The sequence below is a fragment of the Burkholderia sp. E168m15 genome (assembly GCF_016586105.1).
Lineage (GTDB): Bacteria > Pseudomonadota > Gammaproteobacteria > Burkholderiales > Burkholderiaceae > Burkholderia > Burkholderia orbicola.
In genome coordinates this window covers 73,273-94,296 of record NZ_BCPO01000101.1, presented here as the reverse complement: position 1 = coordinate 94,296, position 21,024 = coordinate 73,273, and the positions used below count along the sequence as shown (strand labels likewise).

The following is a 21,024-nucleotide window of genomic DNA, read 5'->3' as shown; positions in this document are numbered from 1 at the left end:
CAAATTATCGTTTTGATTCAATCAGTTATATTGTTTAGATCGCTTGATTGAAACGGTTTTTAGAAAACCGTACACCCCCACAATCCGATTTGACGATTTCATATCGTGAATAATATTGCAGTTTTCGACACTCTTTCGGTTTGTAATGGAATCGAGTCTGGAAACGGTCCTCTGCATTGCGTCATATTTTCACGGTCCGTTTTAAACAGATTCAAACTTAGTTAATCTTCTTTCAACCGTCTTTCCGCACCTGCACATGAGCTTCGGACGCGAAGCATCGTGCCCCGTTTGGAACGCAGTCTCCCCTTCGGCCCCGATTTTTTATTGATTGAACGATCAATAAAAAATCGCTAAGCTCTCGACTTCCATGGACGACGGCCCGCCCGGGCGAAGGGAGTCACGATGCCGAAAGTCGGAATGCGGGAGATCCGCCGCGCACAGTTGATCGACGCCACGCTGCGCTCGATCGACGAAGCTGGCCTGCCCGGCACGACGCTCGCATCGGTCGCGCAACGCGCGAACATCTCGACGGGCATCGTCAGCCATTACTTCGGCGACAAGGACGGCCTGCTCGAAGCGACGATGCGGCACGTGCTGCGCGATCTGTGGTCGGCCACCACGCGCCGCCGCGTCGCCGCACGCAAGGACCCGCGTTCGCGGCTGCGCGCGGTCGTCGCCGCGAACTTCGACGACACGCAGGTCAGCGCGCCCGTGATGAAGACGTGGCTCGCGTTCTGGTCGCAGAGCATGCACGACCCGATGCTCAAGCGCCTGCAGCACGTGAACACGCGGCGCCTGCATTCGAACCTGTGCGCCGAATTCGCGAAGGCGTTGCCGCTCGCGAAGGCGCGCGAAGCCGCCAGCGGCCTCGCCGCGCTGATCGACGGCCTGTGGCTGCGCGGCGCACTCGCCGGCGGCCCGATCGACACCCGGGCCGCTTTGAAGCTCGCCCACGATTACATCGACCTGCTGCTCGCGTCCGACTGACGCGCGACGCAGTCGCCCTCAAGGAGATCCTCATGTCCGTATACGGTTTGCAGCGCCTCTACATCGGCGGCGGTTACGTCGACGCCACCAGCGGCAAGACTTTCGACACCTTCGATCCCGCCACCGGCGAACTGCTCGCGCAGGTGCAGCAGGCCAGCGCGGCCGACGTCGACCGCGCCGTTGCGTCCGCCCAGGAAGGCCAGCGCGAATGGGCCGCAATGACCGCGATGCAGCGCTCGCGCATCCTGCGTCGCGCGGTCGAGCTGCTGCGCGAACGCAACGACGAACTCGCGGCCATCGAGACGCGCGACACCGGCAAGCCGATCGGCGAGACGCTCGCAGTCGACATCGTCACCGGCGCGGACGTGATCGAGTACTACGCGGGCCTCGCGACCGCGATCGAAGGGCTGCAGGTGCCGCTGCGCGCCGAGTCGTTCGTGTACACGCGCCGCGAGCCGCTCGGCGTGTGCGCGGGCATCGGCGCGTGGAACTATCCGATCCAGATCGCGTGCTGGAAGACGGCGCCCGCACTCGCGGCCGGCAACGCGATGGTGTTCAAGCCGAGCGAAGTCACGCCGCTCACCGCGCTGAAGCTCGCGGAAATCTATACGGAAGCCGGCGTGCCGGCCGGCGTGTTCAACGTCGTGCAGGGCGACGGCTCGGTCGGCGCGCTGCTCACCGGCCATCCGGACATCGCGAAGGTGTCGTTCACCGGCGGCGTCGAGACCGGCAAGAAAGTGATGTCGCTGGCCGGCGCGTCGTCGCTGAAGGAAGTGACGATGGAGCTCGGCGGCAAGTCGCCGCTGATCGTGTTCGACGATGCGGACCTCGACCGCGCGGCCGACATCGCGGTGACCGCCAACTTCTTCAGCTCGGGCCAGGTCTGCACGAACGGCACGCGCGTGTTCGTGCACCGCTCGATCAAGGACGCGTTCACGCAGAAGGTGCTCGAACGCGTGAAGCGCATCCGCGTCGGCAAGCCGACCGATGCCGACACCAACTTCGGCCCGCTCGTGTCGGCCGCGCAACTCGACAAGGTGCTCGGCTTCATCGAAAGCGGCAAGGCCGAAGGCGCGAAGCTGCTCGCGGGCGGCACGCGCCTGACCGACGGCCACTTCGGCAGCGGCCAGTACGTTGCGCCGACCGTGTTCGGCGATTGCCGCGACGACATGAAGATCGTGCGCGAAGAGATTTTCGGGCCGGTGATGAGCATCCTCGAATTCGAATCGGAGGACGAAGTGATCGCCCGCGCGAACGACACGCACTACGGGCTCGCGGCCGGTGTCGTGACCGAGAACCTGTCGCGCGCGCACCGCGCGATCCATCGCCTCGAAGCCGGCATCTGCTGGATCAACACGTGGGGCGAATCGCCGGCCGAGATGCCGGTTGGCGGATACAAGCAATCCGGTGTCGGGCGCGAGAACGGCATCACGACGCTCGAGCACTACACTCGAATCAAGTCGGTGCAGGTCGAGCTCGGCCGTTACAACCCGGTGTTCTGAGACAAGGAGATCCGTCATGACGACACGCGAATACGACTACATCATCTGCGGCGCGGGTTCCGCGGGCAACGTGCTCGCAACGCGCCTGACGGAAGATCCGGACGTCACGGTGCTGCTGCTCGAAGCGGGCGGCCCCGACTACCGCTTCGACTTCCGCACGCAGATGCCGGCGGCGCTGGCCTATCCGCTGCAGGGCCGCCGCTACAACTGGGCGTACGAGACCGATCCCGAGCCGCACATGGACAACCGCCGGATGGAATGCGGGCGCGGCAAGGGGCTCGGCGGCTCGTCGCTGATCAACGGGATGTGCTACATCCGCGGCAACGCGCTCGACTACGACAACTGGTCGACGCACAAGGGCCTCGAGAACTGGACCTATCTCGACTGCCTGCCGTACTTCAAGAAAGCCGAAACGCGCGACGTCGGCCCGAACGACTATCACGGCGGCAGCGGCCCCGTGTCGGTCACGACCAGCAAGCCGGGCGTGAACCCGCTGTTCGAGGCGATGGTCGACGCGGGCGTGCAGGCGGGCTATCCGCGCACCGACGACCTCAACGGTTACCAGCAGGAAGGCTTCGGCCCGATGGACCGCACCGTCACGCCGAAGGGCCGCCGCGCGAGCACCGCGCGCGGCTACCTCGACCAGGCAAAGGTGCGGCCGAACCTCGAGATCGTCACGCACGCGCTCGCCGACCGCATCCTGTTCGACGGCAAGCGCGCGTCGGGCGTGACCTACCTGCGCGGCAGCGAGCGCGCGACCGCGCATGCGCGCCGCGAAGTGCTCGTGTGCAGCGGCGCGATCGCGTCGCCGCAACTGCTGCAGCGCTCGGGCGTCGGCCCCGGCGCGTGGCTGAAAGAACTCGACATTCCGGTCGTGCTCGATCTGCCCGGCGTCGGCCAGAACCTGCAGGATCACCTGGAGATGTACATCCAGTACGAGTGCAAGGAGCCGGTCTCGCTGTACCCGGCGCTCAAGTGGTGGAACCAGCCGAAGATCGGCCTCGAATGGATGCTGAACGGCACGGGCCTGGGCGCGAGCAACCACTTCGAGGCGGGCGGCTTCATCCGCACGCGCGACGACGACCCGTGGCCGAACATCCAGTATCACTTCCTGCCGGTGGCGATCAACTACAACGGCTCGAACGCGATCGAGATGCACGGCTTCCAGGCGCACGTCGGCTCGATGCGCTCGCCGAGCCGCGGCCGCGTGAAGCTGCGCTCGCGCGATCCGAACGACCATCCGAGCATCCTGTTCAACTACATGGCCGAAGCGCTCGACTGGCGCGAGTTCCGCGATGCGATCCGCGCGACGCGCGAGATCATGCGGCAGCCGGCGCTCGACCGCTATCGCGGCCGCGAGCTGAATCCGGGCGCCGACTGCAAGAGCGACAAGGAACTCGACGCGTTCGTGCGGGCGCGCGCGGAAACCGCGTTCCATCCGTCGTGCTCGTGCAAGATGGGCTACGACGACATGGCGGTGGTCGATGAAGAAGGCCGCGTGCACGGGCTCGACGGGCTGCGTGTCGTCGATGCGTCGATCATGCCGATCATCACGACCGGCAACCTGAATGCGCCGACGATCATGATCGCCGAGAAGATCGCCGACAAGATCCGCGGCCGCACGCCGCTCGCGCGGGTCGACGTGCCGTACTTCGTCGCGAACGGCGCACCGGCGCGCAATGTGGCGAAGGCCGTGCGGCAACCCGAGACGGTCTGACGAAGACGGCGCCTGCCCGGGCGCCGCGATACCCCCCGCGCGGCTCGCGGCGTTCTCGCCGCGAGCCGCATTTCATCGTGCCTTCTCGTTTGCGCTGCGCGGCCCGGCTGCCGAAACGCCCCGCATCCGCTTGGCGCGGACGATCGGGTTCCTGCGCGACGTCAGGCTCATCGCGTCGCGCAAGCGGTCGAATGCGACATCCTCCTTCGCCCCGAAGCGGCTGACCGCCGGCCATGCGAGCACGTGGTCGAGCCACGTCTGCCAGGTATCGCCATGAAACCGGCGGCCGATTGCCCTTACCGTATCCGGCGCTGCGATTGCAATGCCCGCCAGCAGGTAGTGGGCCCAGAAGCTGCCCGCGCCGATCAGTCGATCGAGCCGGCACACGGCGAGCGCGGCAAGGAGCCCCTCCATCGACGCGAGATCGGCGCGATGCGTTCTGATCGCTTGCGCGACGAAGTTGTGCCGACCGCCATACGCGTGAACGGAAACGCCGTTGCCGGCGGCGAGTTCGGCCGAGAACATCGCAAGCGCAGCCATCTCGTCGACCCGCGTCGCGTCGTCGCGCGGGCCGCATACGCGCAACACGATCGCATCGATGACCGCACCGGGACGAACCGGTGTTTCCGTGCTCATTGCCGCGACGGCGGTCAGCCTGTCTCTCAGGTTCTTCGCAGGCGGCGTCTCGCGCTGCCCGTCAGGTTCGTTCGCGACTTCGCCGTGGCATTCGACGCCATCGGCAATCCGTTCGAGCGCGGCCCAGCCGACGTCGGGATCGTCGAATGCACACGCATCGATCACGCCGTGCGCGGTGTCGAATACGGCAAGCGAGCCGGGGCAGCAACGTTCGGCGTCCGCGAGCTGCTGCGCGGAGGGCACATGCGCGCACGCGCCGAGCGGATCGGCCGGATCGCATGCGCAACCGCCGCCGTCGGTCGCGATCCACGGGACCAGCCGGTGGAGCACGGCCGTCGCTTCGCGAGACAGATGCGCGCCAGTTCCCGCACGGATTGCATACGAAGCGACGACGGGCGTGTCGCCGACGTCGGTCGCGGCCATCGCGCAAACCGCCGTGTCGAGATGGTCGATCAGGTACTGCAACCACGCGGCCGTGCGCAGCCGGTCGGGCGTCGCGCCGCGGGCATCGCCATACTTTGCTGGATCGGTCAGCATGGGTCGTCCGGGATGGTTCTGGCCAATTGGCCTGGTTTTGTTTCGATCGGATCGGGAGGCGTCATACACGCCACGCCGGCCCTGCAACTCCGCCCGTGTCGGATCGCGACACGGGCGGTCAACCGGCCGTCACGCGGGTAAGCATGACGGCTCGCATGAATCGGTGAAGCGGAAACTCGCGTATGCGCCGCACGGCTCGCATGCGCGACGGGCGCCCCGCTTCGCGGCGCCGACTGCACGCGGCGCTTCGGCAATCGATGGACAACGGCACAAACGGCCACGCTGCCAGACGCATCCGGCCGTCGCGCCGATACGCGCGACGGCACGAACCCATCAAGGCCGCGGACCCCGCCGCGCATGCCGCACGGCCCTCGTGCGCGGCGGGTCCCGGCTTCGATCGTGCGACGCTTACTGCACGTGGAACTTCGGCGACGTCAGGACCGTACCGGTCACCGTGCAGTCCGGCGTCAGCACGGAGTTGTTGAACGCCAGCGACGAGTTCGCATCGCTCCACGCGGTCACGACCTTGCTCGGCCCGCAAGTACCGAGCAGCGTGACGTTCACCTTCACGTTGTTGATCGACAGTTGCGTCGTGCTGTCGGCCTGCCCCGTCCACGGCGACGTGCTGCTCGCGCTGCCGCTGATCAGGCCGCACGTCGCGCCGCCTGCGAACGTCGTCGACGTGATGTTGACGATGCCGGTCGACGTGATCGTGCCGTTGAAGGTCGCGGTACAACTGGCGTTGATCGATCCCTTGCTGAGATTCGTGAGCCCCGTCGCCGAGAACGGCTCGCCGTTCGGATTCATCGGCTGGCCGTCGGCACGCGACACGGTGACGGCGAAAGCAGGCGCGGCCGAAACCGCGGTGAAAGCCACTGCAGCAACAAGCGATACGATTTTGCGAATGCTCATTTGAACTGCCCCCTCTCTTCACAAATGGCGGCACGCCGCCAGGAACGCGACCGTCCGGCCGGAACGGTCCGGCCAGCCGGTCGCAGGAAGCCGCCGGCACGCGTCATGCGCGCCGGTCGGCTCAGAACTTGTAGGAAATCCCGACGAACGTGATCAGCGGGTCAGCCTTCAGCCGCGTGCGCGTGGTCGCGAGCGTCGAGCCGTCGGCCGCCTTGATCACCAGCGACGAGTAGGTCTTCAGCGGCATGTAGGTCAGCGTCGCCGTGAGCCCCCAGTGCTTGTCGATCGCGTAGCTCGCGCCGATGTTGTAGACGGGCGTGAACGACGACGACGCCTTGCCCTCCACCGACGTCGCGCCCGGCTTGCCGGCGCCGGCCGCGAGCACGCTGCCGAGGTTCTCGTTGATGTCCTTCGCGAAGTTGCCGTTCAGTTCGATGTTGCTGAACCAGCTGTAGGCCACGCCGATCCCGACGAACGGACGAAACTTGGCCGTCGACGAATTGAAGTAGTACTGCAGGATGATCGTCGGGCTCCACTGCCGCGCGTTCTTCACGGCCGGCTGGTTCGCCGACTTGTCCATGTCGACGTTGCCGAGCGCGCCGGCCGGGCCGGGCGGCCTGATCACGCCGTGTCCGGTCAGCGTGAATTCCGGCGGCACGCCGAGCACCGACGTCACCGCGATGTGATCGGTGAAGAAGTGCGTGAGCGTGAGGCCGACCGTATCGGCGTTGTTGACCGTCAGGCTCGTGCCCGGCGACGTGAACGAACCCGGCAGGCGCAACGGCCCGTTGATCGGCATGCTTGCAAGATTCGTCGTCAGCCCGTTGGTCGAATCCTGCGGCATGATGTGCAGCCAGCCCAGCGTCGCGACGTTGTCGCCCGCCTGCTGGGCCGATGCGAGCGTCGATACGCCAGCGACGACACCCGCGACAATCAGCTTCTTCATGAAGTCTCCCCCTCATTCTGTCCGGGCGCCGCGCATTCGCGCGCGGCGCCGCCGTGTCTCCATCCACACGCGGTCACTGCACGAACGCGCCGACCGTGAAGTACGGGTTGCTCGTATCGGCCATGTCGAGGAACCCGAACACGCCGCCGGTGAACACGAACTTGCCGGTCGCCGGCCCCGATGCCGCATCCGCATGCACGGTCGTCACGACGCCCGGCACCTTCTGCGTGTAGTCGAGGTTCAGCGCGCGCGTGAGCGCGGCCTGCGACGCGTTGAACGGATCGAGCAGCGTGGCCTGCGCGCCGACGAGCGCGGTCGCGCGGTAGTTGAATGCGCTGTCGACGCCGGTGTACTCGCCGTCCTGCGAGCCCTGCGCGACCGCCGTCCGCGGGCTCAGGAACGAGATGCCCGATTCGTCGTCCGCGCTCGGCGGGCCTTGCGTGAGGTCCGCGTTCGCGGCGCCGGTGCGGATGAAAACCGGCACGAGCTGGTTGCGCAGCCTGCCGACGATCAGGATCCCCTTGCCGGCCTTCGCCGGATCGAGCGCGGCGAGCGTCGGCGGAATCTGCGGCAGGTAGTTGAGCGACTGAAATGCCGGCGCATCGGGGCGCAGCGTGAACGGCTGGTTCACGGTCGCGCTCGACGCAAGCGGCTGTCCGCCGTTCTTCTTGCCGAAGTTGTCGGTTTCCGTATAGCTGCCGTCCGCGTTGATCGTCACCTGCTGGTCGAGCGCCACCGGCTGGAAGTTCTGCGACGGCACCTGGTGATAACCGAGCTGGTTGTACGTACCGGCGATCTTCGTCAGGTCGGTCTCCAGCGACGAGAAGCTGATGAACGGGTAGTACGGAAACGTCGTCTTCGTGATCTTGCCGACGCCGATCACGCCGTCGAACTGGATCGTCGCGCCGGGGATCGCGCCGCCCAGCACGCCTTCGCCGAGGAACAGCCGCGCGGGGCGGCTCGGGTCGAGGCTCGCGTTCTGCATCCGGAACGTGCACTGGTTCAGCTTCACCGTCGGCAGCCCCGTCTCGTCGGCCAGCGTGCCGTCGACCACGTTCGCGGGCGCGGTGTCCCGCGTCGGCTGCACGGTACCCGTGGTGGCGGGCACCGGCGACGCGAGGTAGGTCATCCGGTACGTCATCTTCGTCGTGTCGAGCTGCACCTTCACGAGCTCGCCCGACCCCGACCCGCCGATGAACACCGTGTTGTAGTCGATCGTCTGCGGGCACAGCCGGACCACCGGCGCGGGCGGCGGGTCGCCGTCTCCGCCGCATGCGGCCAGCACGGGCGCGAGCGACGCCGCGGCCATCCATTGTTTCAAATTCATAGGATTCCTCTTGAAATTCGATTCGCCGGCGGCGACGCATGCGCCGCCGGTGTGACGTGTTCGATACGGGGTTACTGGACGAACGCGCCGATCGTGAAGAACGGGTTGACCTTGTTGTCGTTGACGACCATCGCGTAGACGTTCCCGGCCGTCACGAGCCAGCCCGTGTCGCCCTTGCCGAAGATCGCCGCGTTGCCGTTCGCGCCCTTCGCGTTGAAGTCCTGCGCGGCCGTCACCCTGATCTTGCCGGGCGTGGCCTGCGTATAGTCCAGCGCGAACTGCGAGGTGACCGACGACGTCTGCGGATCGATGAACGCCGCGGTACTGCCCTGGAACAGCGTGGACGTATAGTTCGCCGCCAGCGTCGACACGGCGGTGCCGTCGTTGCAACTGCCGGCGACCGAATAGAACGCGTTGTTGGCGAAGATGCCGGGCAAATCGGGGTGCGGCACGTTCGGGTTGAAGCTCGGCCCCGCCGACGCCAACTTGTTCCCCTGGCCGCTGGATGTCACGATGCCGCACGCGGAGGCACTGGTTGCGCCGATGTACCCGCCCTTCAGGGAGTTCGCGGCAATCGCCTTCGTCGACGACAGCATCGAGATGCCGACTTCGGCATCGGCGACCGAGGCGAGCAGATTGACCGTATCGACGTGCGTGTAGCCGACACGAATCACGATCGGCACGAGTACGCCGTTCAGCCTGCCGACGATCATGATGCCTTTCGCCTGGCTCGGTGCGATGATCAGCGTCGAGCCCTGCCCCGCGATCGGATACCCCTGCCCCCCGGCCGGATTGCTCACGAATACATTGTCCGCCGATCCGTCCGCGTTCTTGCGCTGCGCCCACGGCGTCCCGGTCGTCTGACACGAGTAGTCGCTGCCCTGCGTGATCGAGCACGAGCCGTCCGCATTCAGCGTCTGATTCCAGTTGACGACGTCGGATTCCCAGCCGACCGCCCCGGTCGGGCTCTGACCATCACCGCCGATGGGCGACAGATGGATGCCGACCTCGTTGTAGTTGCCCGCCACTTTCGTGAAGTCGGTTTCGGTGTCGGTGAAGCCGATGAACGGATAGAAATCGAAGGTGCGCGACGGGACGACACCGAGCGTGATGCCCGGCAGCAGCGGGATACCGGCGAACGCGATCGTCGCCCCCGGAATCCCGCCGCCCACCACGCCATTGCCGACGAACAGCATCGGCGGATCGGCACGGTTGATCGTCACCGAATACGCGCCGTCGCTCGTCGCGCCGCTGTCGAGCACGAACGCGCAACGGTTCTGCTCGGCGGTCGGAAGCGTGGTCGGATGATGGAACGCGCCGCTGATCGTCAGGCCCGCGCGCGTGTTGTTGACTTGCCCTGCCGAGGTCGGCACCGACGATTCGATGAACTGCATCTGGTAGGTGAGCTTCGTCGTGTCGAACTTCACCTTCACGTACTCGCCGCTGCCGGCGCCGCCCGTGTACGTCGTCGTGTAGTCGAGCGCGTCCGGACACAGCTTCGTCACGACGGGCGGCGTCGTTTCGGCGCCGCTCGGCCCGCAGGCGCTGCCCGAGCACTGCGGCACGGTGATCGGCCCCGGATCGTCGCCGCCGCCACAGCCGGCGACGAACGGCAGCGCCAGCACCGCGCACGACAGGATCGCCTTCCGCCATTCAGGAATGCAAATCATCAACCCCTCCTTTTCAGGTACGACAAGTCTCGCCCGGCCGGGCTGCATGGCCCGCCGGTTGGTATCGCGCCGCCGCACGAAGGCGCGGCGCATGACGATGCACGCAGGACCGCCGCGAGGCCGGTCAGGCCCATGCGGCACACGCCGCGACGGCAGACGAACGCGCTCCCGCGGCGCCGTCATGCGGCACGGCGCCGTCGGAACGATCGAAACGGAATTGGGTCGCCGCTACACGGCGAAGTGACGATGCAGGCACGCGACCTGTGTCGCGCCTGCATTCAGCGAAAAATCGGAAAACGACAGTCCCGCTGGGCCCTCGGATAGGCGTCTCATGATTTGGTCTCCATACGTACGCTTGATTCGTTATCGTGATGCGTCGTTTGTCGAGACTATGATCGGACCATTCGCGCAAGTAAATGGATGCAGAGTTCCAAACGACGGAACCCGCGCAATCCTAGCGTTTATACGGTATTTAACAGATTTTCAAACAGCCTTCATTTTATTTGCTCAGACAAATACCCGAGCCGTGGAACACGCGTTTGAACGGCGGCCGCCAATCCGCGCCGAGCCAGGCCAGCCGGGCTTCAGCGGCCCGCGCGCATGTTGCGGCGCAACCTCACACGTCGATGATCGCGAGCGTGCCGTGGCTGCCGGGCAGCACCGCGTGGCGCGTGCCGGCGTGCGCGAGAAACATCTGGCCGGCCCCGACCACGACCGTTTCCGCGTCGACCTCGAGCATCAGCGTGCCGTCGAGCACCAGCAGCCCCTCGTTGTAGTCGTGCACTTCCGCTTCGTACGGCTGCGCATCCATGCGTAGCACCTTGATCCGCGCCGGGCCGACTTCGCCGACGATCGTGGATTTCCATGCGGCCGCCTGCGCGTCCGCCACGGATTTGAAATCGATCAAAGACATGCGCCCCGCTCCGTATCGCCGTGAAAGGAACGCATTATCGCGAGCGCCGCGCGCGCCGTCCCGGTACGGCGCAAGGGCATGCGGGCAGCACAGTCGGCCAGCCGGTCGGGCGGCAACGCGAGCGTGGCCCGATTCCCCGAAAACCCGCCGGATTGTTCGCATCGCTCAAATAAAGCATCGAATCATTGAGCGATATCACGGCAATTCACGCCAATCCGGCACCGGCAGTGCCCGGTCTTCCCATCGGAATGCATTTCGATCTGCCGATTGCTAATATGGCGGTCCCGCGATCCCGCACCACCCTGCCGTTCGACATGACGCCCGTTCGCCATGCCGTGCCCGGTCCCGGCCGCTTCGCAGCGGCGGCGGCGCCGGACATGCGCGGCACCCGCCGTCGCGCCGGGCGGCCGTGCCATCCGTGAGCATGCAACCGATCCTTTCCGTCTCCGACCTCTCCAAGACTTACGCGTCCGGCTTCCAGGCGCTGAAGCACGTGACCCTCGACATCCGCCCCGGCGAGATCTTCGCGCTGCTCGGGCCGAACGGCGCCGGCAAGACGACGCTGATCGGCTCGATCTGCGGCATCGTCACGCCGACCGAAGGCCGCGTGACGGTCGGCGGCCACGACATCCGCGATCAATATCGCGCCGCCCGCGAAATGATCGGCCTCGTGCCGCAGGAGCTGACCACCGACGCGTTCGAAACCGTCTGGGCGACCGTGTCGTTCAGCCGCGGCCTGTTCGGCAAGGCGCCCGATCCCGCGTACATCGAGAAGACGCTCAAGGCGCTGTCGCTGTGGGACAAGCGCGACAACAAGCTGATGACGCTGTCGGGGGGCATGAAGCGCCGCGTGATGATCGCGAAGGCGCTGTCGCACGAGCCGCGCATCCTGTTCCTCGACGAGCCGACGGCCGGCGTCGACGTCGAGCTGCGCCGCGACATGTGGAAGCTCGTCGATTCGCTGCGCGAAAGCGGCGTGACGATCCTGCTGACCACGCACTACATCGAGGAAGCCGAGGAGATGGCCGACCGGATCGGCATCATCCTCGGCGGCGAGCTCGTGCTCGTCGAGGAAAAGCGCGAACTGATGCGCAAGCTCGGCAAGAAGCAGCTCACCGTGCAGCTCGAGCACCCGCTCGCCGACATGCCGCCCGCGCTCGCGCCGTTCGGGCTCGAACGCGCGGAAGACGGCGCCGCGCTCGTCTATACGTACGACTCGCAGCGCGACGACGCGAGCATCGCGAAGCTCATCAACGCGCTCGGCTCGGCCGGCATCGGCTTTCGCGACCTGCACACGACGCAGAGCTCGCTGGAGGACATTTTCGTCAGCCTGATCGACAACCGCCGCAACGGCGTGCAAGGAGCCGGCGCATGAACTGGCAAGGAATTCGCGCGATCTACCGCGCAGAAATGGCCCGCACGCGCCGCACGCTGATGCAGAGCATCATCGCGCCGGTGATCTCGACGTCGCTGTATTTCGTCGTGTTCGGCTCCGCGATCGGCTCGCGCATCAGCGACGTGAACGGCATCGGCTACGGGTCGTTCATCGTGCCGGGCCTCGTGATGCTGTCGCTGCTGTCGCAGAGCATCTCGAACGCGTCGTTCGGCATCTACTTCCCGCGCTTCACCGGCACGATCTACGAGATCCTGTCCGCGCCCGTGTCGTACTGGGAGATCGTGATCGCGTACGTCGGCGCGGCCGCGTCGAAGTCGATCCTGCTCGGCGTGATCATCCTTGCCACGGCCGGCCTGTTCGTGCCGCTGCACATCCTGCATCCGTTCTGGATGGTGCTGTTCCTGGTGCTGACGGCCGTCACGTTCAGCCTGTTCGGCTTCGTGATCGGCATCTGGGCCGACAGCTTCGAGAAACTGCAGCTCGTGCCGCTGCTGATCATCACGCCGCTCACGTTCCTCGGCGGCAGCTTCTATTCGGTCGACATGCTGCCGCCCGCGTGGCGCGTCGTCACGCTGTTCAACCCGATCGTCTACCTGATCAGCGGCTTTCGCTGGTCGTTCTACGGGATCGCCGACGTGCATGTGTGGATCAGCCTCGCCGCGACCGCGCTGTTCCTCGTGATCCTGCTCGCGATCGTCGCGTGGATGTTCCGCACCGGCTACAAGCTGAAGAATTGACGCCGGCGGGCGTCACGCGCGCCGCCCGCCGATGACGCATTTGGGCAAGCAGGCGGCGCTTTTCCTCTGATGCGGCAGTTTGTGGTCGCGTCTACTGAATATGAAGCATCGGGGCCTTGGAGCATGCGCTGCGCGGCCCCTTTTTCATTTCAGAGGACGCCATGCCCGCCGCCACCGCTCCCGCCTCCGCCGCCGCCCGGCTCGAACGCCTGCCGTTCTCCGGCTATCACAAGCGCATCTTCTTCATCATCGCGATCGCGTTCTTCTTCGACTCGGTCGATCTCGGCACGATGACGTTCGTGCTCGGCTCGATCCGCAAGGAGTTCGGGCTGTCGACCGCCGCCGCCGGCCTCGTCGCGAGCGCGAGCTTCTTCGGGATGGTGCTGGGCGCGGCGGTAGCCGGCCTGCTCGCCGACCGTTTCGGCCGCCGGCCCGTGTTCCAGTGGAGCATGGTGCTGTGGGGCGCCGCGTCGTACCTGTGCTCGACCGCGCAGAGCGTCGACGCGCTGATCGTCTACCGCGTGCTGCTCGGCATCGGGATGGGGATGGAGTTTCCGGTCGCGCAGACGCTGCTGTCCGAATTCGTGCCGACCGAGAAGCGCGGCCGCCTGATCGCGCTGATGGACGGCTTCTGGCCGCTCGGCTTCATCACGGCCGGCATCGTCGCGTATTTCGTGCTGCCGCAGTTCGGCTGGCGCACCGTGTTCGCGCTGCTCGCGATTCCGGCCGTGTTCGTGCTCGTCGTGCGCCGCATCGTGCCGGAATCGCCGCGCTGGCTCGAACATGCGGGCCGGCACGCGGAAGCCGACACGGTGATGCACGCGATCGAGGCGAAGGTGATGCGCTCGGCCGGCGTCACGACGCTGCCGCCGCCGTCGCGGCTCGCCGAACCGGCCGCCGCGCGCGGCCGCGGCGCGCTGCGCGAGATCTGGAGCGGCGTGTACCGCCGCCGCACGGTGATGGTGTGGCTGCTGTGGTTCTTCGCGCTGCTCGGCTTCTACGGCCTCACGTCGTGGCTCGGCGCACTGCTGCAGCAGGCCGGCTTCGAAGTCACGAAATCGGTGTTCTACACGGTGCTGATCTCGCTCGGCGGCGTGCCGGGCTTCCTGTGCGCCGCGTGGCTCGTCGAACGCTGGGGCCGCAAGCCGACCTGCATCGCGTCGCTGATCGGCGGCGGCGCGATGGCGTACGCGTACGGCCAGAGCGCGCTGTACGGCGGCAGCACGACGCTGCTGATCGTCACGGGCCTCGCGATGCAGTTCTTCCTGTTCGGGATGTGGGCGGCGCTGTACACGTACACGCCCGAGCTGTACGGCACCGGGGCGCGTGCGACGGGTTCGGGCTTCGCGTCGGCGATCGGCCGGATCGGCTCGCTGATCGGGCCTTACGTGGTCGGCGTCGTGTTGCCGGTGTTCGGCCAGGGCGGCGTGTTCACGCTCGGCGCGCTGTCGTTCATCGCGGCGGCCGTCGCCGTGTGGACGCTCGGGATCGAGACGAAGGGCCTCGCGCTGGAACAACTGGCGGCAGGCGACGATGCGGGCGGCAGCGGCCGGTATCCGGCGGCGGCAGCGGACGAGGCGTCCTGATCGCTAACGTTGGTTTTCAAGCTGCTTCGAGCCGAATCCAGGCACTCGATCTCGACATCGCTCTGCCGATGCACGGTCCGGCGATCACGCAAGACATCCCGCGCGTGCTCGCCGGCGCAATCGCTCACGGCAAAACCGCCGCCGCGTCAGCCGCGGAGGCGGTAATACGACAGGGGTACCGCAGCGGCCGTCACGCGTCGGCGACGACGAACTCTTCGGCCGCCTTGCGCTGGACCGCGGCCATCACGGCCAGTTCGCGCTTGCTGCGCGCGTCGCCGGACACGACACCCGTCGCGTGCTTCGCTTTCGCACCCAGCGGGAAGAAGACGAACGACGCGCCGGCCGGCGCTGCCGGCTCCGCGCGCAGGCGTTTGTTCAGGATTTTCAGGTACTTCTTCTTCGAGACTTCCTTAGCAGCCATGGCGCCCTCCGCGTAAACGTGGTGTGGACCAGCATACCAGCTTTGCCGAGGCGCTCCGTGACAGCGGCCGCGCGAATCGATCTGCTTTAAAATGGAGCCCGCTTACGCGACCTGCCGCACCGCCCGCGGCCGCATGTCCTCATCGGAGCGCTTCCATGCATGTCGAGTTGTTCGCGCAGCATCACGCTTGCCCCGGCTGGCAGGGCGACATGGCCCGACGCATTACCGCATTCGACTGGTCGGCCACCGGGCTCGGCCCGCTCGACGGCTGGTCCGCCAGCCTCGTCGCGGCCGTCCGCACCGTGCTCGCCTCGCCGCTGCCGCTGGTGATGCTGTGGGGCCGCCCCGGCTACATGATCTACAACGACGCGTATGCCGGATTCGCCGGCGGCCGTCACCCGTATCTGCTCGGTCAGCCGGTCGAACTCGGCTGGCCCGAAGTCGCCGATTTCAACCGAAACGTGATGAACACCTGCCTCGCCGGCGGCACGCTGTCCTATCGCGACAAGGCCCTCGTGCTGCTGCGCAGCGGCCGCCCGGAAGATGTCTGGATGGATCTGCACTATAGCCCGCTGCCCGACGACGAGGGTGCACCGGGCGGCGTGCTCGCCGTCGTGGTCGAGACCACCGAGCGCGTGCTCGCCACGCGCCATCGCGATCGCGCGGAAGCGGCGCTGCAGGCCTCCAATGCCGAGCTGCGCGAGCTGACTGAAACGCTCGAACAGCGCGTGACCGACGCGATCGCCGAGCGTGCGGCGATCGAGGAGCAGTTGCGTCACGCCCAGAAGATGGAAGCGATCGGCAACCTGACCGGCGGCATCGCGCACGACTTCAACAACGTGCTGCAGGTGATCAGCGGCAACCTGCAGATCCTCTCCGTCGAACTCGGCGCCCATGCGAGCGCGCAGCCGCGGATCGAGAACGCGAACAATGCCGTGCGGCGCGGCGCGCAACTGGCGTCGCACCTGCTCGCGTTCGCGCGACGCCAGCCGCTTGCGCCGACCACGCTGAACCCGTGCCGGCTGATCGACGGCATGAACGAGATGCTGCACCGCGTGCTCGGCGAAACCGTGCGGATCGTCTCCGCGCTGGCGCCCGACGTCGGCAACGTGCTCGCCGACCGGCACCAGCTCGAAAACGCGCTGCTGAATCTCGCGATCAATGCGCGCGATGCGATGCGCGGCGGCGGCACGCTGACGATCGCCGCGTACAACAGCACGCAGCCCGGCCACGCGGCCGGCACGCGCGGCACAACGATGCCGCCCGGCGAATACGTGACGTTCGAGATCGCCGACACGGGCATCGGCATGACGGCCGACGTGCTCGAACGGGTCTTCGAACCCTTCTTCACGACCAAGCCGGACGGCGAAGGCACCGGGCTCGGGCTCAGCATGGTGTTCGGTTTCGTCAAGCAGAGCGGCGGCCACGTGTCGATCGACAGCACGCCCGGCCAGGGCACCACCGTGCGCCTCACGTTTCCGCGCTGCCACGAGGCAGCCGACGAACCTGCCCGCACGCCGCAGCACGACGCGGTGCGCGGCCGCGAAACGATCCTCGTCGTCGAGGACGATGCGGATGTCCGGCTGACGGTGGTCGACATGCTCGCGCAGCTCGGCTACAAGGTCATCACGGCGTCCGACGGCGAAGCCGCGCTGCGCGTGCTCGACAGCGAAACGCCGATCGATCTGCTGTTTACCGACGTGATCATGCCGGGCCGCGTGAAGGGCGGCGAACTCGGACGCCGCGCCGCGCTGCGCAAGCCGCCGTTGCCGGTGCTGTTCACGTCCGGCTATACGCGCGACGAAATCTTCCACGCGGGGCGGCTCGACCCCGGCGTGATGCTGCTCGGCAAGCCGTACCGGCGCGACGAACTCGCGGCCCGGATTCGCAGCGTGCTCGATGCGCAGCAGGCCGACGCGGCATGACGCATCGCCGATACGGCGCCTTTCGCGATTTCGACCGCCGCTGAATTTTTTGCCCGCGATGTCGATTCCCGTCGCCGTCGCGCGTCGTGTTGTCGTAACCGATCGTTTTGCCGTCGTACCGCCGGCAAACGCCCTATTCCCGTTCAAGGAGAAACGACAATGCGCGTCATGGTCATCGTCAAAGCCACCGCCGATTCCGAATCCGGCCAAATGCCCGACACCGAACTCATGGCTGAAATGGGCCGCTTCAATGAAGAACTCGTGAAAGCCGGCATCCTGCTCGCCGCCGACGGGTTGCGCCCGAGCAGCCACGGCAAGCGCGTGCACTTTTCCGGCAAGAACCGCTCGGTCATCGACGGTCCGTTCGCCGAAACGAAGGAACTCGTCGCCGGCTACTGGCTCTGGCAGGTCAAATCGATGGAGGAAGCCGTCGAATGGGTGAAGCGCTGCCCGAACCCGATGCCCGGCGACTCCGACATCGAGATCCGCCCGCTGTTCGAGATGGAGGATTTCGGCGACGCATTCACGCCGGAGCTGCGCGAGCAGGAAGCGCGGATGCGTGCGGAAGTCGACGCCCGACAGCAGCGCTGAGCGGCAGGCCGGCGGCGCACACGCCCCGGAGGAGCCGGTTGACGAGCCCTGGTCAGTAACGTATCGTTTTGATACGTTACTGACCAGGGCTCGTCATGCATTCCCGTTTCGACCGTTTCCGCTCGACCCCGCTCGGCGCCCAGCTCGAAGCGCTGATCGAGCAGCCCGAGCGCTATCTCGAGTTCGCGGCGCTGTCGCGCGTCGGCGTCGCCGCGATCGGCGCGATCCAGGACGAGATCGCGCACAAATTCCCCGAAATCGAAACCGACACGACGGCCCGCCAGTTCTGCGGCGCGATGGTCGCCGACGTGATGCGCCGCCGCGGCCACGAGGTCGTGCAGGCGCGCGGCCGGCTCGGCGGTGCGCTGTTCAGCTATGGCGCGGTGTTCAGCGCGTGCCCGCACCGGCTGCCGTTCGCCGACGTCGTCGCCGCGCTGGCGCGCATGCCGGCCCGGCTCGCCGCCTATGCGGCGCATGTGCCGGCCGCGCTGGCCACGCGCCGCCCGGCCGGCACCGGCTTCTCGCTGGTCGAACATGCGTGCCACCTGCGCGATCTCGATGCGGTGTTCGCCGCGCGCATCGACGCCGTGCGCAGGGCCGAGCTGCCCGTGATCGAGTCCGTCGACGGCACCGCGCTCGCCGCGCAACGCGACTACCTCGCGCAGCCGCTCGATCTCGCCGTCGCGGCGTTCGTCAGCGGGCGCGCCGCGCTGTGCGCCACCGCGGCCGCGCTGGAGCCGGCGCAACTCGCACGCTGCGGACTGCGCGACGGCATCCGCCGCATGTCGCTCGACGAACTCGTGCGCGAGCTGCTCGACCACGATCGCACGCACGGGCTCGAACTCGACGAACTGCTCGCCGAACTCGAATTGCCGCCGCTTCCTTCAGCACACGCCGCATGATCCAGCCCACGCCCGTCGTCTTCATTCACGGTTTCATCGGCACGTTCGACGTGCGCGGATGGAACGGCCCGCATCTGCGCCCCGACCTGCTCGGCTACGGCGTGCATCGCGCCGCGCCGCCCGACACGATCTCGCTTGCCGCGCAGGTCGAGCATGTGCGACAAACCGTCGAGATGCACTTCGGGATGCAGCCGGTCGATGTCGTCGGCCATTCGGTCGGCGGCGCGATCGCGATGCTGTTCGCGCATGCGCACCCCGAACGCGTGCGGCGCATCGTCAACGTCGAAGGCAACTTCACGCTCGACGATGCGTTCTGGTCGGCATCGGTCGGCCGCATGACGCCCGGCGAAGCCGACACAATGCTCGACGGCCTGCGCGCGGCCCCGCTCGACTGGCTGCGCGGCGCGATAGACGCACCGTCGCCGGGCCAGCTCGACGACGCACGCCGCTGGCTCGCGCATCAGCCGGCATCGACGCTGCGCGCGATGGGCCGCTCGGTGGTCGACACGACCGGCGATGCGGGCTACCTGCCGGCGCTCGCACAGGTGTTCGACCGTCATCGCGTGTGGCTGATCGCCGGCGAACGCTCGCGCGCGGGCTGGCACGTGCCGGCCTTCGCGCTCGCACGCTGCGCCGGCTTCGACACGATCGCCGGCTGCGGGCACCTGATCGCGGCCGAGCGGCCCGACGCATTGCGCGCCACCCTCGAACGCATCGTAGGCGAGCCGTCTGCCTGACAACCCGTAGGATTCGCCGAAATATGGTTGAAAGGCGCGGTTGCTAGAGTCGCCGGAACAGGGTTTTCCCGGCATCCGGCCGGACTGGATCGACACATGCAAGGATCGATGCGCCTGGCACGTACTTTCTGGCTGCTTCTGCTGCTCGCCGTCACGAGCCCTGCCTTCGCCTTTCACGCGCGGGTCGTCGCGATTCCGAGCGCCGCGATGAGCGAAACGCTCAAGGCCACCATCGTGCTGCCCGACGATTACGCGCGCGACAACCACGGCGAGCGTTACCCCGTCGTCTATCTGCTGCACGGCTCGGGCGGCGACCATACCGACTGGACGTCGAACACGCACATCGCCGCGCTCGCCGACCGTTATCACGTGATCCTCGTGATGCCCGACGGCGGACACGAAAGCTGGTACATCGACAGCCCGTTCGATTCGGGCAGCCGCTACGAGACCTTCGTCGGCGATGAAGTCGTGTCCTATGTCGACCTGCATTTCCGCACGATCGCCACCCAGCATGCGCGCGCGATCACCGGGCTCAGCATGGGCGGCTTCGGCGCACTGCGCATCGCACTCGACCGGCCCGAGACGTTCGGCGCGGTCGGCAGCATCAGCGGCGCGGTCGATCCGCGCTGCTGCACGGACGAGCCGGGGATCGCCCACGTGTTCGGCGATCCCGACCGCCATCCGTCGTTCTGGAACCGCAACGTGATCGCCGAAAGCGCGCGGGCGTTCGTGCGCGCGCATCTCGACCTGACGATCGATTGCGGCCGCGACGACGCATTCGTCGACTCGAACCGCACGCTGCACGAACGGCTCGTCGCGCTCGGCGTGCCGCACGACTATGCGGAGCGCCCGGGCGGCCATACGTGGGATTACTGGGCGAATGCGATCCGCTACCAGATGCGGTTCTTCGCGACGTCGTTCCAGCATCGCGGTTACGCGTCTCGTGCCGCGCCGTCCGCGCCGGGCATGACTCGCGCGGGCTGACGCACGGCTAGCCTTTAGCCCTTACAGCGGCCGCTATCCGGTCGCAGGCTGCCAGGCCTGAAAATCGAAACGGGATGATGGACCGGCACGTCGGGCAACACACCCCGGCAAGAAGATGAACGCGCGCCGCCCGACGCGCGAAAAGAGAAACGACGAAGCCGTCAGTTGCCGTGCGTGGTGTCCGCGCCGACGACGCGATCGAAGAATTCCTGCGCACGCGCCAGCTCGTCGAGCGCGCGATCGAGACGCGACATCGCGCGGGCGTATTCGGCCGACGAGCCGTCGTCGTCGCTTTCGCCGCGCACCGCGCGAAACGCCTGGTCGACGTTGCGCGTCGCTTCGACGAAGCGTTGTGCGGCCTGTGCTTCCGGCGAACAGATGTGGGTCGACATCGACACTCCTCCCTCGGGATTGCAGTGTGAAGCACGCCGACGCTCAGTGTGCGTGGTACGCATGTCGGCGGCGTGAACCACGAGCCGCCGCGTGTCGACGCATCGGCCGCCGCACCGCGCGCTTCGTGCCGATTGTCGCTCCGCGCTCGCCGATCCGCTACGGCGAGATTGCAACAAATTCTTGCGCGAACGGCGTCGTGCGTGGC

General features: G+C 67.0%; 20 protein-coding genes. 12 read left to right on the top strand and 8 right to left on the bottom strand.

Annotated features, from left to right (window positions below; translation table 11 throughout):
- Positions 1 to 402: 402 nt before the first annotated feature.
- Genes betI through betA form a run of 3 tightly spaced genes read left to right on the top strand, consistent with a single transcriptional unit; the run spans position 403 to position 4,206 of the window.
- Positions 403 to 987 (top strand): transcriptional regulator BetI, encoded by a 585-nt coding sequence (gene betI / locus JMF86_RS16970; protein ID WP_006480642.1) that lies wholly within the window; start codon positions 403 to 405, stop codon positions 985 to 987.
- A 32-nt stretch (positions 988 to 1,019) separates the two neighbouring features.
- Positions 1,020 to 2,489, top strand: coding sequence for a betaine-aldehyde dehydrogenase (betB, locus tag JMF86_RS16965; protein ID WP_011547082.1), 1,470 nt, complete (start codon positions 1,020 to 1,022; stop codon positions 2,487 to 2,489).
- A 16-nt stretch (positions 2,490 to 2,505) separates the two neighbouring features.
- Complete coding sequence (gene betA / locus JMF86_RS16960; protein ID WP_011547081.1) at positions 2,506 to 4,206, top strand: choline dehydrogenase; 1,701 nt, start codon at positions 2,506 to 2,508, stop codon at positions 4,204 to 4,206.
- 72 nt (positions 4,207 to 4,278) lie between these two features.
- Here the strand turns inward: betA and JMF86_RS16955 are convergent, their stop codons facing one another.
- From JMF86_RS16955 to JMF86_RS16930, 6 genes are all read right to left on the bottom strand, one after another.
- Complete coding sequence (locus JMF86_RS16955) at positions 4,279 to 5,379, bottom strand: hypothetical protein (protein WP_011547080.1); 1,101 nt, start codon at positions 5,377 to 5,379, stop codon at positions 4,279 to 4,281.
- Between the two features lie 408 nt (positions 5,380 to 5,787).
- Positions 5,788 to 6,291, bottom strand: coding sequence for a hypothetical protein (locus tag JMF86_RS16950; protein WP_006480638.1), 504 nt, complete (start codon positions 6,289 to 6,291; stop codon positions 5,788 to 5,790).
- A 121-nt stretch (positions 6,292 to 6,412) separates the two neighbouring features.
- Positions 6,413 to 7,237: an OmpW family protein gene (locus tag JMF86_RS16945; RefSeq protein WP_011547079.1), complete on the bottom strand. Its 825-nt coding sequence runs from the start codon at positions 7,235 to 7,237 to the stop codon at positions 6,413 to 6,415.
- 73 nt (positions 7,238 to 7,310) lie between these two features.
- On the bottom strand, positions 7,311 to 8,564 hold the full coding sequence (locus JMF86_RS16940) for a DUF2957 domain-containing protein (protein WP_011547078.1): 1,254 nt from the start codon (positions 8,562 to 8,564) through the stop codon (positions 7,311 to 7,313).
- A gap of 71 nt (positions 8,565 to 8,635) precedes the next feature.
- Positions 8,636 to 10,234: a DUF2957 domain-containing protein gene (locus JMF86_RS16935; RefSeq protein WP_011547077.1), complete on the bottom strand. Its 1,599-nt coding sequence runs from the start codon at positions 10,232 to 10,234 to the stop codon at positions 8,636 to 8,638.
- A gap of 616 nt (positions 10,235 to 10,850) precedes the next feature.
- Positions 10,851 to 11,147 (bottom strand): cupin domain-containing protein, encoded by a 297-nt coding sequence (locus JMF86_RS16930; RefSeq protein WP_006480633.1) that lies wholly within the window; start codon positions 11,145 to 11,147, stop codon positions 10,851 to 10,853.
- Positions 11,148 to 11,332: 185 nt separating this feature from the next.
- Here JMF86_RS16930 and JMF86_RS16925 point away from each other — a divergent pair, with 185 nt between their 5' ends.
- The 4 genes from JMF86_RS16925 (at position 11,333) to JMF86_RS16910 (ending at position 14,866) form a co-directional block, all read left to right on the top strand.
- The gene (locus tag JMF86_RS16925) at positions 11,333 to 11,569 is read left to right on the top strand and encodes a hypothetical protein (RefSeq protein ID WP_156349328.1); all 237 of its coding nucleotides are present in this window, start codon (positions 11,333 to 11,335) and stop codon (positions 11,567 to 11,569) included.
- Positions 11,570 to 11,571: 2 nt separating this feature from the next.
- Positions 11,572 to 12,522, top strand: coding sequence for an ABC transporter ATP-binding protein (locus tag JMF86_RS16920; RefSeq protein WP_011694822.1), 951 nt, complete (start codon positions 11,572 to 11,574; stop codon positions 12,520 to 12,522).
- A complete protein-coding gene (locus JMF86_RS16915; RefSeq protein ID WP_011547075.1) occupies positions 12,519 to 13,280 on the top strand; it encodes an ABC transporter permease in 762 nt (253 codons plus the stop codon). Before JMF86_RS16920 ends, JMF86_RS16915 begins: the two co-directional genes overlap by 4 nt.
- Positions 13,281 to 13,441: 161 nt before the next feature.
- Positions 13,442 to 14,866: an MFS transporter gene (locus JMF86_RS16910; RefSeq protein ID WP_011694823.1), complete on the top strand. Its 1,425-nt coding sequence runs from the start codon at positions 13,442 to 13,444 to the stop codon at positions 14,864 to 14,866.
- A 190-nt stretch (positions 14,867 to 15,056) separates the two neighbouring features.
- On the opposite strand, the gene JMF86_RS16905 is transcribed toward JMF86_RS16910, so the two are convergent.
- Positions 15,057 to 15,287 (bottom strand): hypothetical protein, encoded by a 231-nt coding sequence (locus JMF86_RS16905; RefSeq protein WP_011547073.1) that lies wholly within the window; start codon positions 15,285 to 15,287, stop codon positions 15,057 to 15,059.
- A 155-nt stretch (positions 15,288 to 15,442) separates the two neighbouring features.
- On the opposite strand from JMF86_RS16905, the gene JMF86_RS16900 reads away from it, so the two are divergent.
- From JMF86_RS16900 to JMF86_RS16880, 5 genes are all read left to right on the top strand, one after another.
- A complete protein-coding gene (locus JMF86_RS16900; protein ID WP_125381621.1) occupies positions 15,443 to 17,212 on the top strand; it encodes an ATP-binding protein in 1,770 nt (589 codons plus the stop codon).
- A gap of 159 nt (positions 17,213 to 17,371) precedes the next feature.
- Complete coding sequence (locus JMF86_RS16895) at positions 17,372 to 17,803, top strand: YciI family protein (RefSeq protein WP_011547071.1); 432 nt, start codon at positions 17,372 to 17,374, stop codon at positions 17,801 to 17,803.
- 95 nt (positions 17,804 to 17,898) lie between these two features.
- Entirely contained in the window at positions 17,899 to 18,705 is an 807-nt protein-coding gene (locus JMF86_RS16890; RefSeq protein WP_011547070.1) for a DinB family protein, read from the top strand.
- A complete protein-coding gene (locus JMF86_RS16885) occupies positions 18,702 to 19,442 on the top strand; it encodes an alpha/beta fold hydrolase (RefSeq protein WP_011547069.1) in 741 nt (246 codons plus the stop codon). The genes JMF86_RS16890 and JMF86_RS16885 overlap by 4 nt, the downstream gene beginning before the upstream one ends.
- A gap of 96 nt (positions 19,443 to 19,538) precedes the next feature.
- The gene (locus JMF86_RS16880) at positions 19,539 to 20,426 is read left to right on the top strand and encodes an alpha/beta hydrolase family protein (protein WP_006480624.1); all 888 of its coding nucleotides are present in this window, start codon (positions 19,539 to 19,541) and stop codon (positions 20,424 to 20,426) included.
- A 161-nt stretch (positions 20,427 to 20,587) separates the two neighbouring features.
- On the opposite strand, the gene JMF86_RS16875 is transcribed toward JMF86_RS16880, so the two are convergent.
- The gene (locus tag JMF86_RS16875; protein WP_011547068.1) at positions 20,588 to 20,818 is read right to left on the bottom strand and encodes a hypothetical protein; all 231 of its coding nucleotides are present in this window, start codon (positions 20,816 to 20,818) and stop codon (positions 20,588 to 20,590) included.
- Between the last annotated feature and the right edge of the window lie 206 nt (positions 20,819 to 21,024).